12 protein-coding genes are annotated in these 14487 nt (G+C 35.8%); 9 read left to right on the top strand and 3 right to left on the bottom strand.

Annotation, left to right across the window (positions count from 1 at the left end; all coding sequences use genetic code 11):
- Nucleotides 1-2 precede the first annotated feature (2 nt).
- Nucleotides 3-950, top strand: a complete 948-nt coding sequence (locus ACZ41W_RS03985; RefSeq protein ID WP_464313591.1) for a cation diffusion facilitator family transporter — start codon at nt 3-5, stop codon at nt 948-950.
- 73 nt (nt 951-1023) lie between these two features.
- On the opposite strand, the gene ACZ41W_RS03980 is transcribed toward ACZ41W_RS03985, so the two are convergent.
- Nucleotides 1024-2217, bottom strand: coding sequence for an MFS transporter (locus tag ACZ41W_RS03980; protein ID WP_464313590.1), 1194 nt, complete (start codon nt 2215-2217; stop codon nt 1024-1026).
- Nucleotides 2218-2597: 380 nt separating this feature from the next.
- Here ACZ41W_RS03980 and ACZ41W_RS03975 point away from each other — a divergent pair, with 380 nt between their 5' ends.
- The 3 genes from ACZ41W_RS03975 (at nt 2598) to ACZ41W_RS03965 (ending at nt 5088) form a co-directional block, all read left to right on the top strand.
- The gene (locus ACZ41W_RS03975; RefSeq protein ID WP_464313589.1) at nt 2598-3299 is read left to right on the top strand and encodes a response regulator transcription factor; all 702 of its coding nucleotides are present in this window, start codon (nt 2598-2600) and stop codon (nt 3297-3299) included.
- A complete protein-coding gene (locus ACZ41W_RS03970) occupies nt 3274-3504 on the top strand; it encodes a hypothetical protein (protein WP_464313588.1) in 231 nt (76 codons plus the stop codon). The genes ACZ41W_RS03975 and ACZ41W_RS03970 overlap by 26 nt, the downstream gene beginning before the upstream one ends.
- Nucleotides 3505-3795: 291 nt before the next feature.
- Nucleotides 3796-5088 carry a sensor histidine kinase gene (locus ACZ41W_RS03965; RefSeq protein WP_464313587.1) on the top strand — a complete coding sequence of 431 codons (1293 nt, stop codon included), beginning with the start codon at nt 3796-3798 and terminating at the stop codon, nt 5086-5088.
- Between the two features lie 61 nt (nt 5089-5149).
- On the opposite strand, the gene ACZ41W_RS03960 is transcribed toward ACZ41W_RS03965, so the two are convergent.
- Nucleotides 5150-6931 (bottom strand): ABC transporter ATP-binding protein, encoded by a 1782-nt coding sequence (locus ACZ41W_RS03960; protein WP_464313586.1) that lies wholly within the window; start codon nt 6929-6931, stop codon nt 5150-5152.
- Entirely contained in the window at nt 6924-8639 is a 1716-nt protein-coding gene (locus ACZ41W_RS03955) for an ABC transporter ATP-binding protein (RefSeq protein WP_464313585.1), read from the bottom strand. Before ACZ41W_RS03955 ends, ACZ41W_RS03960 begins: the two co-directional genes overlap by 8 nt.
- A 184-nt stretch (nt 8640-8823) precedes the next feature.
- Between ACZ41W_RS03955 and ACZ41W_RS03950 the strand changes: the two genes are divergently transcribed.
- The 5 genes from ACZ41W_RS03950 (at nt 8824) to ACZ41W_RS03930 (ending at nt 14476) form a co-directional block, all read left to right on the top strand.
- Nucleotides 8824-9183 (top strand): ArsR/SmtB family transcription factor, encoded by a 360-nt coding sequence (locus ACZ41W_RS03950; RefSeq protein ID WP_464313584.1) that lies wholly within the window; start codon nt 8824-8826, stop codon nt 9181-9183.
- 146 nt (nt 9184-9329) lie between these two features.
- Complete coding sequence (locus ACZ41W_RS03945) at nt 9330-10619, top strand: hypothetical protein (RefSeq protein ID WP_464313583.1); 1290 nt, start codon at nt 9330-9332, stop codon at nt 10617-10619.
- Nucleotides 10606-12612: a hypothetical protein gene (locus ACZ41W_RS03940; RefSeq protein WP_464313582.1), complete on the top strand. Its 2007-nt coding sequence runs from the start codon at nt 10606-10608 to the stop codon at nt 12610-12612. Before ACZ41W_RS03945 ends, ACZ41W_RS03940 begins: the two co-directional genes overlap by 14 nt.
- Complete coding sequence (locus ACZ41W_RS03935) at nt 12602-13285, top strand: HAD family hydrolase (RefSeq protein WP_464313581.1); 684 nt, start codon at nt 12602-12604, stop codon at nt 13283-13285. The genes ACZ41W_RS03940 and ACZ41W_RS03935 overlap by 11 nt, the downstream gene beginning before the upstream one ends.
- 9 nt (nt 13286-13294) lie before the next feature.
- Nucleotides 13295-14476 (top strand): class II aldolase/adducin family protein, encoded by a 1182-nt coding sequence (locus ACZ41W_RS03930; protein ID WP_464313580.1) that lies wholly within the window; start codon nt 13295-13297, stop codon nt 14474-14476.
- Nucleotides 14477-14487 lie beyond the last annotated feature (11 nt).

The raw sequence follows: 14487 nt of genomic DNA, 5'->3' as shown, positions 1-14487 counted from the left end.
TTATGATTAAAGTCATCATTCGTATTTTTATAAGGGATTATCAACACGTGGAAAGAGTAGATATAAGAGAAGCATATGGCGTTTTATCTGGGATTCTTGGAATTGTCTGCAATTTAGCGTTATTTGCGACAAAACTTGTGATTGGACTGATAACAAATAGTATCGCGATTACATCTGATGCATTTAATAATTTATCGGATACAGGTTCTTCTTTAGTGGCAATTGCAGGTGCTAAATTGAGTCGTAGAGATGCAGATTTAGAACATCCTTTTGGACATGGGCGATTTGAATATATCGCTTCACTTATGATTTCTTTTATCATTATGATGGTTGGATTTGAACTCCTTAAGAATTCATTTGATAAAATTTTGCATCCAACCTCAGCGAGTTTCAATCCGATTATTTTAGGCATTTTAGTTGTATCCGTTTTAGTGAAAATATGGATGTTTTCTTATAATCACTATATTGGAAAATTGATTCAATCAAAAGTTAATATGGCGACAGCAGCTGATAGTTTAAACGACGTTTTTGCAACATCAGCAGTTATAGTTACAGCATTTTTCAGCCAGTACACAACATTACCTTTAGATGGGATTGCTGGAATGATTGTGTCCTTGCTTATTCTAATGACAGGATATGGAATCGCAAAAGATACAGTGAGTATTTTATTGGGGCTTTCACCAAACGAAGAAACTGTGGATCGTATAAATGAGATGTTGATGAATGAAGACCTTATACTTGGGCTTCATGATTTGAGAATTCACGATTATGGTCCTGGAAGAACGGTAGGATCGGTACATGCAGAGTTGTCTGATCAAACGAATATCAATATTGCACATAATGCAATAGATCATTTAGAAAAGCGTATTCTCAATGAACTTGGCATTGATATCGTCATCCATGTAGATCCACTTTCAGAAGAGGAAATTCGTCTTAAAATAAAAAAATAAAAAAATAAAAAAATAATAAAATAAAAAATTAAAAACACCTACTCGATAAAAGAGTAGGTGTTTTGCTATAAAATTATTGTTTTTTCGTTACAAAAATACAAGAAAAGGCTAAAACAAAAGAAAATGCTGTAAAAATAAACGTTGCAGCAAAACTTGTTAAATCAATAATACCACCTAAAATAAGTGGTCCTGTGATTGCAGCCAGTGAAGAGGCAAAATAGTAAAGACCGGTATAGGTACCAATGCGTTCTTCGCTTGTTCTTTCAACGACCATCGGATATGAATTGATATTGATGAGAGCCCAGAAGAAGCCACCAATAAACATCAAAATCATCATAATCATTTTATTGAATGGGAAAAGGGTTCCAATAGTGGCAAGGATCATGAAGATGATGGTGTCGCCTGTAATTCCGATTAAAATGGTTTTACGCTTACCTAGTTTCGAACCGATAAATCCTGCAGGTATTGCAAATGCTAAAAAAGAAAGTGCAAAAAAACCAAGAATTAAAGAAGCGTCTGCTTCGTGAATACCGATGAAGTACTTACAATAATTACTGAAAGTCGCTTCAATACCTTGGTAACCGACAAACCAAAAGAATATTGCTAATAAAATGTATAGTGTTGTTTTATCTGTATCTTGAAGAATTTCTTGAACGGACTTTCTGATGCTGATGCGTTCCTCAGAGGATTTTTCTCCTATTTTTGGTTCTTTAATAAACTTCATAAGAACAAAAAGTGCAAAGAGCATCAAGCCTGCAGTGATGATAAATGGATAATTTTTGTTGGCTTTATAGAGAACAGAGCCACCAATCAAGACAAAAACAGATGCAAGACCTCCCATAAAATTAATGATACCGTTCGCTTTACTTCTAAGTGGCGGAGGGGTTAAATCTGGCATTAATGCAACAGTAGGTGCTCTGAAAATTGCCATAGAAAAATTTAAAACAGTGATTAGTGCAATAAATGTTAAAAATCCAGTATAATTTGGCAGTAAAACAAACGAGACTGCTGCGAGTGGAATCCCAATCATTAAGAAGGGCATTCTACGACCAAAACGCGTATTGGTTCGATCGCTTAATGACGCTATAAATGGAATCATGGTGACAGCGAGTAAGTTGTCTAAAGTCATAACGGCATTAATCACAAATTGACTGTCAAAAAAATCTCTTAAAAAAATAGGTACATAAACGTTGTAAAGTGGCCAGACTAAACTTACTGCGAAGAAACCAAAACCGAGCAAGAATGTCTTTTTGACATCTAGTTTCATATAACCTCCCCAAATAAAATTCGTGAACAAGATCTTCACCCTTTAATCTAATTCGCTTAAAACTATAAAACTCCTTTAAAATAATCAAACTCCTTCAAAATAATCAAACTACTTCAAAATAATAAATCTCCCTAAAATAATTATAATTTACTGTCACAGATTTCTTTATGAATTTTATTATGAAGAATTTTATTATGATGAATGTGACTTTAAAAGTGATATTTAACTGGCTACGGGTTGACTGAGCTTTCTATGAGTGTTAACGTAATGAAGAAAGCATTTTAAACGAAAAACCATTAAGAAAATCGTAAGAAATTCATTGAGTCAAAAGAAAGGTGTATTCAATACAATCACATCATTAGCTCGAAAGGATTAAAAAAATGGAAAGTGCACAAATATTAGTTGTCGATGATGATTTACAAATTGCTAAAGCAATACAGAAAATATTACAGTTAGAAGGATTTAGCGTTAGAATTGCATCCAATGGGTTGGAAGCACTTGATGTAGTAGCGACTTCTAAGATTCATTTAATTGTTTTGGATATTATGATGCCAAAATTAGATGGTCTTTCTACTATGATGAAGATTCGGGAACAGAAGAACATCCCAATTATTATGTTGTCTGCAAAATCCGAGGATTCAGATAAAATTTTAGGACTGTCTATGGGCGCAGATGATTATGTGACAAAGCCATTTAATACGCAAGAACTCGTAGCGCGTGTAAAAAGTCAGTTGAGACGGTATATGGTGCTCGGTGATCAAGAAGCCCTCGAACAGAGCAATGTGATTCGCGTCGGAGGCCTTTCAATGGATTTGGGTGCAATGACATTTTCGGTTGATGGTGAAGATGTGAGGTTAACCGCTAAGGAATTTAAAATCTTAGAACTTCTAATGAAAAATCCTGGAGTCGTTTTTTCATCTGATAAAATATACGAACGCGTGTGGAATGAAACCCCATACTCTGTTGAAAATACAGTGATGGTACACATTAGACGAATTCGTGAAAAAATTGAAATCAATCCGAAAGAGCCAAAATATTTAAAGGTGGTGTGGGGTATTGGATACAAAATCGAAAAGTATTAAATATTCAATGATATTTAAATTCAGTGCGTTCTTATTAATTGTCGCCTCAATTGTTTATGGAATGCTACTTCTCATGGATCAACAGTTAAACAATGCTGATTTTGACTCTATTTTCGTCGCGGAGTATGAAAATTCCAGAACGTTTTTAATTGGACCAGCACAAACTGCTATTGATGAAGTCATGAACGCCCTAGAAAATGATTAGACAGAGGGGCTCGGTGATAATTACTATTATTACTATGAAAAAGAAGGTAAGTCCTTCACAAATTTAAAAGAGGGCGATCCGTCATTTTTTGACTCTTATAAAGGTGTTGTCTTTCATCTAAAAGAAGGTGCATGGCAACGAGAAAATCAATACTATCCTTACTATTATCATGGTATTGATGAGTCCTATGTAGGTAAAATTGCTTTTCCAAGTAGTTTTATCCGCGAAGCATCAAATGAGTGGATTGATGATAAAAACGAGCTTATATTGTGCTTAGTCAATGTAGGAATTTTGACAATCATTATTTTTCTGTTGCTTTTTTACTTAACCGTTGTCATAGGAAAAACTAACAAGCAGTCGATTGTGACCGAAAATTGGATGGATAAAATTCCGTCAGATCTATTTATGATCTTATACATTGGATTCGTCGCATTACTTGCTGAAATGTTCTCATCCATGACCTATAGTTATTCGTTTTCTACTGAAAATTACTATTTTATCATGTTTAGTGTTGGATTTTATTTAGCAGTATTCACCACAATTACTGGATTTTTCTATTTGTCCTATGTTAGACGCATAAAACAGAAAAAGTTATTCAAAAATAGTGTCTGTTATATGTGCATTCACTTCGTTGTAGATTATTTTAGAAGCCTGTTTGATGGTCGAAAATTCAAAAACAACAAACTCACTTATCAATTGTTTATTCGACAACTGCTATTTATTTGCTTGAGTTTTGCCTTTGTATTACTTTTCTTCATGTTGATTTACGCGCCACCATTGATGTTTGTCCCAGTGATTGCTGAAGGCGTCATGATTTATTGGTATGTGATGGGGAATCGAAAAACATATGAAGAAATCGACAAAGGCTTCAATGATAGTTTAGAAGAACAAATGAAATCAGAACGTATGAAAATTCAACTTGTGACCAATGTCTCACATGATTTAAAAACACCACTGACTTCGATTATTAGTTACGCTGACTTGCTCTCGAAGGAAGCATGTCTTGATGAAACGGCGCGTGATTACGTGAATATCCTCATCGATAAATCCTATCGACTCAAGAATATTGTTTCTGATTTATTTGATCTTGCCAAATCGACTTCGGGGGATATTCAATTAGAATTAGAATCATTAGATTTAAAGAAACTCGTCGAGCAAACCGTCGTAGATTTAGAAGATGATATTGCAAAGACGTCGTTACAGTTTAAATTAAAATTACCTGATCAACCCGTAATGATTCGCGCAGATGGCAAGAAAATCTATCGCGCTCTCCAGAATTTAATTGATAACACTTTGAAGTATGCATTGGCGGATACGCGCGTATACATTGAACTGGAACATATCAATCAGAAGGCGTATTTATCTATCAAAAACATTGCCGCCTATGAAATGAATTTCACTGCAAATGAAATTCTACAGCGGTTTACTCGAGGAGATGAGTCGCGAACAACTGAAGGTAGCGGACTTGGATTGTCCATTGCTGAAAGCTTTACAGAAGTTTGTGGTGGGTCCTTTAATTTAAGTATTGATGGCGATTTGTTTAAAGTGACGATGATTTTTAATCTTGAAAATCGTTCGAATTAGAAATGTGTAAAAAAAAGGATTTAGCATTGAGATGCTAAATCCTTTTTTAGTTGAGCGATCTTTAGCTGATAGGTGCTTCAAACTGACTGTGATACATGTCAAAATAAAGTCCTTTTAGTTCTAATAGTTCATCATGAGTGCCTTTTTCAACGACATCGCCATGCTGTACGACTAATATCATATCTGCATTTTGAATGGTTGAAAGACGGTGTGCAATGACAAAACTCGTTTTTCCTTTCATTAATTGACGCATTGCTTCTTGTATCTGCATTTCTGTTCGCGTGTCTACGTTTGAGGTTGCTTCATCAAGAATGAGAAATTTAGCATCGATTAGCATGGCACGAGCAATGGTTAATAATTGTTTTTGTCCTTGTGAAATATTAATTCCTTCTTCATTTAAGACGGTTTGATACCCTTTAGGAAGATGCATGATATACGGATGTATCTTAGCAGCTTTTGCAGCCTGAATCACTTCATCTAAAGTTGCATCAGGTTTTGCATATGCGATATTTTCATATATAGTGCCTTGAAAGAGCCACGTATCTTGCAAAACCATGGCAAATGCCTTTCGAAGGCTTTTTCGAGTAAAGTGACGAATCGAGGTGTCATCAATTAAAATTTCGCCCTTTTGAGGATCGTAAAATCTCATGAGCAAGTTAATTAATGTGGTTTTTCCAGCGCCTGTTGGTCCGACAATCGCCACTAAATCACCACTCTTAGCGTGAAAGCTTAAATCATGAATAATCGTTTTTGACGCATCATAACCAAATTGAATATGGTTAAATGAAATATTTCCTGATACGGACTCGAGTGACAAATCTTTAGCATTTTCAACGTCTTCAATCTCGGTAGACTCATCTAACACTCTAAATACTCTCTCGGCTGCAGCAATGGCAGATTGTAATTCGCTGATGATATTCGCAATTTCGTTGATAGGTCCAGAAAATTTGCGTGAATAGAGTACAAATGAAGAAACGTTACCAATCGACATTTTCTCGAATAAGTATAAGATTGCTCCAAAAACGCTTACAAAGGTCAATGAGAGATTGTTGATAAAATTCACAGTTGGACCAACAGCACTACTGTAGTATTCCGCTTGATAATAAGCATTGACAGCTTCATCATTTTTTTCATCAAATCTTTGAATCATGACATCTTCTTGCCTGTAGGCTTTAATCACTTTTTGACCGGATATGATTTCTTCTGCAAATCCATTCAGCGCACCTAATTTTTTTGAACGTTCCCTAAAGAGAGGACGTGTTCTACTTGTCATAAAATGTGTCGTTGCAATAGAAAGTGGAATTGTGATTGCAAAAACGAGGATCAGCATTGGAGAGATGAGAATCATCATGATAAAGGAGCCAATGACGGTGATGATACTGGTGAAAATTTGGATGACATCATTGGATAATGACGTGTTAATGGTGTCGATATCGTAAGTGAGTCGACTGATAATATCACCTGTTTGGTGACGGTCAAAATAACCAACTGGTAAATCGGCTAGTTTTTCAAAAACATCTTTTCTAAGGGTATATGCCACTTTTTGACTAATATGAATCATGAGTAATGATAGCAAATAGGAAAATAGAGATGAAAAGACATAAAATAAAATCATCCATTTTAAGTAGTAAAAAACCTTATCAAATTGAACCTGACCTTTGCCGATACCATAAGCATCTATTGCAGATCCTGCAAGCGAAGGTCCAATTAAGGATAATACATTGCTTAAAAGTGTCAAAAGTAGGGCAGATAGTAACAACAGTTTATATTTAAATAGATAATGACTAAGACGAATCAATGTTTTTCGCTTGTTTTTAGTGGGCAAATCATACGATTTATTCATGACGATTGCCTCCCATCTGTGAGTGACTAATTTCTTGATATGCTTGGCAAGTTTTGATTAAGTGTTCATGTGTGCCATGACCGATAATTTCACCCTCCTCAAGGACGATGATATGGTTAGCGTGCATGATGGAACTGATGCGTTGAGCGACGATAAGAGTTGTCGTCGTCTCAAAATGTTGATTGAGAGATTTTCTCAGTTTTGCATCTGTTCGATAGTCAAGTGCACTAGAGGAGTCATCTAATATGAGAATCTCAGGATTACCAGCGAGAGCACGTGAGATGAGAATTCTTTGCTTTTGACCACCGCTCAAATTTGCGCCTTTAATAGCGAGTCGATGATTCCACCCATCTGATAATGTATCGATAAATTCGCCAGCTTGCGCTAATTCGCTTGAATTCATAATATCTTCAAAGGATAAACCACGCCCAAAATCAATATTTTCTGCAATTGTATCCGCAAATAGTATGTCATTTTGAAACACAATACCAAACATTTTATGGAGTTCATCTCTTGGAATGGATTTTACATTTCGTCCATTAATGAGTATTCTACCTGCATCCACATCGTAAAATCTCAACAGTAATTTGATGATGCTCGATTTTCCACTACCGGTTGGCCCGATAATTCCAAGTGTTTCCCCACGTTTTAATTCAAAATCTAGGTCAGAAAGATTTGCTTCATTTTTATGATAGGAAAACGTCACCTTTTCAAATTTGATATGTGCATCTGTAGGAACGGGATCATGCGCTTCTATAGCTAAATCCACTTCCGTATCGATGACTTCAATAATTCGATTAAATGAAGCTGCCCCCTTAGAGGCGAGTATAAAGATTCGACTAATTGACAACATAGCATTTAAGATAATGGTGAAATACGTTAAAAAAGCAATCACGACACCTGGTTGAGCATTGCCGTCATTCACACGAAATGCGCCCACTAAAATTACACAAGCTAAACCAATATTAAGAAATAAGTTCATCATCGGATTGGTAATTGACATGGTCTTACCCACGCGTTTTTCTCTCCTAACAACATCTGTGTTAACATGAGCAAATCGATTTTTTTCATAGTCTGTTTTTGAAAGAGCTTTAATAACTCGAATACCGGTGATGTTTTCTCGAATGGTACGAACCATTTCATCTACATTTTTCTGAAGTGCATCGTAGAGCGGAATCCCTTTTTTTGAAACAAAATAAACCGTCATAAAAATAAAAGGTTGAACCGCTATCAAAATAAGTGCCAAAACAGGGTCGAGGGCAAGTGTCACAATGATGCCACCTAGTAATAAAATTGGTGCTCGAACACCCAGTCGCTGCATCATACCGATCATATGATGAACATGATAAGTGTCTGCCGTAAGGCGCGATACCAAAGAAGGAATCGTGTAATCATCTATTTGTGAACAAGAGAGATAGGAAATTTTACTGAAAAGATCATGACGTATTTGACGCGTTGTAGAAGCGGCAACTTTTGAAGCCATTCTATTGGCAATGACGTTGGCTACAACTGCAAAACCTGCACACAGAATCATTGCAGCACCCCAAATAAAAATGTCTTCCATCTTTTTAGTTGGAACTACTTTGTCAATCATGTGTGCCAAAATCCACGGAATCAACAAATCCATGATGGTACCTAAAAATTTTATAAATAAACCCAGAGTCATTCTAGGAATATAAGGTTTTAAATAGTGGATAAAGCGTTTCATATGAAATTCACCTCCAAATGAACTAGCAACAAAAAAATATTACCACACCCGAAAGATTATGTCAAAGTTGTTATCCGAATTAATGAGAATAAACGGTTTATAAGCGTGTCAATTTACGATATAATAGAATAAGTTGAGCCTCAGTAAAATAAATATAAAGATGGAATCATCAAGGAGATTTTAGATGACTAAAATAAATGAAGAACGATGCGAATGTGCAACTGTCCACGAAATTGAAGCGTTAGAAGTAATTCAGCAGCTGCCATCTATAGAAAAACTCAATCATTTAGCAGATTTTTTTAAAGTTTTTGGGGATACAACACGTATTCGAATTTTAACCTCTCTCTATAATCACGAACTTTGCGTATGTGATATTGCCTATGTTTTAGAGATGACTCAGAGTGCGATCTCTCACCAACTACGCGTCTTAAAACAAGCGCGATTGGTCAAGAGTCGAAAAGAGGGGAAAGCTGTCTATTATTCACTAGATGATGAGCACGTTAAAAAGATCATCGAAGTTGGTATGGCACACATTTGTGAGTAGTTTTAAATAAACTAATGCAAGTTAGTAAACGTAAGTATCGCAAACGTAAGTATCGCAAACGTAAATATAGCAAATGTTAGTATAGCAAACGCAAGTATAGCAAATGTTAGTATCTTAATCATATATTAAATTTTTTGTGGGGGATTATGAGTCAGTTAATCAAGCGGTTTATAAAATATATTGAAAAGCACAGCATTCAGACGGGGTTATTTATCCTACATACTGCTGTATTCGTCTGGTTTTTAAAATTGAGTTACTATGTGGTTGATTCTATTAAGCCGATGCCAACAAGTGATTTTATTTATTACTGGAATCTCGCAGGTGATCTTTCAATATATCATAAAGGCGGCATCATTGGTTTCATTTATGCGCCTTTTAAAATGATGGGAATTGAGCCCTATTGGTCTGCGCTTATTGTCAACTCGATTTTCTATGCATTTGTTTACATGGGATCGTGGTTGACTTTTAAAAAGTTTGCTTCAAAATGGTGCATCCTAGGTCAACTCCTTATGACTTTTGGTCTGGCGATTTTTGGCTTGTGGAATGCAGGCTATGCAGGTATGGTAAATGCGGATTTTCCAAATGTTGCACTGCTTATAATCTCAGCAAAAATGCTTTCGAACTATATGGTTCGTAAAAACAAAGGCAATCTGATTTTGTTTGGCATTTTTTTGTTTTTAGCAGTAGCGCTACGTGTCAAAACCGGATTGGCATTAGGGATTATTTTGACACTATTGGTTCTGTTTCGTTTTAAATCGTTCACAAGAGATAAATGGGTGCGGTGGATTGCCATTGTGATATGTCTCTCAGTTGGTTTTGCAGCTATCACCGAGATTGGTTTAAGAATGCAGTCTGATCGACAAATAGATGTGCAAAGACAAGGACGTCTTCAACTCTATACGGGACTTTTGTATACTTCCACAGGGAATATGTGCGGAAGATGGACGCGTGAAGCGTATGATAAAACTTTAGAAGAACTTGATGATTCACTTATCACAGTGGTTCAAAGACATCTTGGAGTAAAAAGCAAACGCTACATTGCAGAGATTATTTTGTGCAAATGGGATCATGTTTTACGTTATGATGAATTTTCCTTTAGAGAATTATTAGCGTTTGGTGTGACACATAGAAGTTATACAGAACTCGATTTGGAAATTGTAAGGCATTATGAGAAAGTTGAAGAGCAGTGGATGAGTATCTTTAAATATTTAGTGTATCTTATGACGGTCATTGCAACCGTTATTGGATTTAAAAGAAAAACACCGATTGCCATCATGCCAATTGCGATTTTAAGTGCCTTTATGCTTTTGCATAGTGTATTTGAAATTCAAGCGCGCTATATGGTGGAACCACTGATGTGGAGCTATTTTACATCATTATTTATCCTATTTGAAATCTCGAGTTTAAGGAATGTGACAAATCATGAAAAAATCTAAATTACTCGCACTTGCCACGCTTATATTAAAAATTCTCATAGGACTTTTCTTGATTGATGTCGTGCGCGTCAATGAGATGTTTGATTTTGTCGCTTCATTTAAACTGGGGCAGTCGCCATGGGATCAATACTATTTAAAAGGTCAGTTGCATATCTTTCCCTATCCAGCGCTTATGCTGTATATCTATAAAATTGTTCAATTGCCACTGATTCTATGGGAGAATGCACCTCAGTTGATTAAAAATGCACTTTATATTGCACCGCTCCTCATAGCGGATCTTGGGTCACTTAAAATTCTGAACAAAATGTTTCCAAATAAACAATTTAAGACGATTTTTTTCTTTTTCCTCTCGCCAATAGTCATCTATGCGACTTATTATTTGGGGCATTTAGACTTAATCGCACTTTTATTTATGCTCTTAGCACTTTATGAGATACAAAAAAGAGATTATGTGAAAGTCGCACTGAGCTTAGCGCTTGGGTTTAGCATCAAAATTCCCATGATGTTTGCGTTGCCACTGGTCGTCGTGTACATTTACAGAAATGATCAAAAAAATCACGTTAAAGTCATCGCAAAATTTGTTTCAGTGTTTATTGCATCTGTGATTGTGATTTCTATTCCGTTTATTACCAGTATGAGTTACCTGAAAATGGTGTACTTTAATTCTCAACAAAGTTTGCTATATGATCTCATTTTGCCGATGGGGCAATATCATATTTATATTGCGTATTTAGCACTGCTTGTTATTTACGCGCGCTTCTTGATGTATGAAAAGGTCAATAAGGATTTGTTTCACAATTTTTTAGCGGTTGTTTATTCAGTTTTTGTTATATTAGTACCACCTTCTGAAAATTGGTATGTTTGGAGCGTGGTTTTATGTTCGGTATTATTTATCAGCTTACTTGATCGTCACAAAATTTCATACTTGTTGAGCAGCTTGTTATCAATTGTGTACTTGATTTGTTTTATGGGAGATTTTTCTCATGTGGATCCTCATATTCAAAATCTTATTTTTACAACATTTGAAGGCATTCTGATGTTCATCGTCTATATTTTATACAAGTACGGCATTCGCTCGAATCGCGTGTATAAAAAAAGAGAACATGCAACGATTATTGGAATTGGTGGTGATTCCGGCGTTGGTAAAAGCACGCTCAAGCATACCATTACACAGTTGCTTGGCGTGGATAATATCGTGCCAATTGAATCGGATGGGGATCATAAATGGGGAAGAGGCGATCAAAGCTGGGAAACCATTACGCATTTAAATCCAAAAGCAAATTACTTATATCGACAAGCGCAATATTTAAAAGCTTTAAAAAATGGTGTCAATATCGAGCGCGTTGAGTACGATCATCATACGGGACAGTTCACAGCACCTAAGAAAGTTTATTCGAACGATTATATATTAGTCGCGGGTTTACATCCCTTTTATTTGCCTCAAACACGCAAGTTGATTGATATCAAGATTTATTTGGATACACAAGAATCCTTGCGAAGACATTGGAAAATTCTCAGAGATACAGAGTTAAGAGGATACTCTATGGATAAAATCATGGAGCAAATCACGATGCGTGAAGTGGATGCACAAAAGTATATTCATCCACAGATGGCATATTCAGATTTAATCGTGCGTTACTTTACAGAGGAATCGTTTGAGATTGGAAATCCGAGCACGAATCCAAATCTACACTTAAAACTCATGTTAAAACTTGATGTAGACGTAGAGTGGATGGTGGAATGGTTTGAAAGTATGGGGCATACGATTGAACATGTGTATGATGCCGATATGAAGTATCAACACATTATATTGAAAGAACATATTACTAAAGACGAAATTCAGACAGTTGCTGAAGGCGTGATTGAGAATATTGAAGAAATTGTCAACGGACATACGATTGAATGGCAAGAGGGACATCATGGCTTTATACAATTGGTTTTATTGATATTATTAGGTCATCATATGAAAAAAGGAGACGAATATGACATATAAAGGGTTGCTTATTGACCTAGACCATACATTATATAATTACGAACTTGTCCATGAAGGCGCATTGAAAGTAACGATGGATAAATTCTCGAGTCAGTTTGGATTAACTGTTGAGGATGCGCACGCGTTATATGAATACGCTAAGAAAGAGAATCACAAGCGATTAAATGGTACGGCATCTTCGCATAATCGACTCATTTATTTTCAAATGATGTTAGAAAAAATTGGCGCATTTGACATGAAAACGGCACTCGAGTTAGATGATTTTTATTGGGCACACTATTTTGAACTCATGAAGCCTGAGGCGGATGCATTGACCTTTTTAAAAGAGGTGAATGTTCCTAAATGCCTTGTAACCGATTTTTATATACGTCCTCAATATGAGAAACTCATTCAACTTGGTATGGATGAATGGATTGATCACATCGTGACATCAGAAGAAGCTGGGCACGAAAAGCCCCATCCTTATATGTTTATGTTGGCACTTCATAAACTTGGCTTACAGCCTCATGAGTGTTTGATGATTGGGGATTCTTATAAAAAAGACTGTTTGGGTGCATCTGCAATGGGCATTGACAGTATTTTGTACAAAGGGGATCCCGAGAAAGAAGATTTGCAAAAAGGTATTTATGTGAAACAGAGTTTTCACGAAATCATCCATTGGCTAAAAGATTAGGAGGAAGTTATGACAAAATTGAATCATAGGACGTTTGATGATACTATCAAATCTTTTGTAGCTGTTTGTGATGTTGTCTCAGATGCACTTGACATGATACAAGCTGGTGGTGGCAATGCGTCAGCAAAATTTATGAATGGTGAACAAACCGAGATGTTGATAAAAGCATCCGGTTTTCTTATGTCTGATGTCACTTCAGACAATGGGTATACAAAAGTGAGTGTGCCAATGATTCTTCAAGTACTTGAAGATGTAAAATCTGGTAAACTATCTACTCAGGATGAATCCCATATAAATGCCAAAGTTTCAGAGGCAAATTTAGGTACACTTCGTCCGAGTATTGAAACCTTTTTACATGCATTGTTGCCTCAAACGTATGTCCTTCATGTGCATGCATTGACCACACTTGTATATGCATCTTCGAAGACATTTGTAGAAGATTATCATGGACAATTCACAGATCCATATTGGATGAAACAATCGACGCTCCTCATTCCATATAAAAAACCGGGAATAGATTTAGCGCTTAGTATGAAACAACACATTGAAAGATATCAAGCAGTTTATCAAGCGTTCCCAACAACTGTTATCATGCAAAATCATGGATTAATCGTAGCGAGTGACGACGAAAAAACGCTCATGAATCACATGATCATTATAGAATCGAGCATCAAATCTAAAATGAATCTTCCTGAAAATTTTGATGAGGCATATAGAATGGCGTATTGGATCAAACTAGGGTTAAAATCTGTTTGGAAAGACAAGCGACTCTTTGTTAGACTCAATGAAGATCGACATCTTGATACCATGGCCTTGAGTACGTCGTTTGATTTAAGTTTTCCAGATGCTGTTGTTTTCTGCGGGTTAGCGCCATTATATCTCAACATAGAACAAATGAATTGCCTTACAAACATGCAACATTTAGACGATAATGAGAGATTCTTAGAGAATATCATAAAACAAATGCAACATTATCAAGATACCTATGACGAGTATCCCAAAATGATTGTTTTTTCCAATGCACTCTATTTTGTAGGTGAGTCTATAAAAAAATGTATGGATGTACAAGATGTATGTACTGTGCAATGGAGATTGCAAACCTTATTAAAAGATGATTTGGTGGTTTTGACAGATGAACAACGGTATACTCTTGTAAACTGGGAAGCAGAAAAATATCGTAAAAATAGATAAAAGTGAGGAAT

The organism is Fusibacter fontis (genome assembly GCF_055378735.1).
The sequence above is the reverse complement of the archived record's forward strand: the minus strand, read 5'-3'. Positions and strand labels throughout refer to the sequence as shown.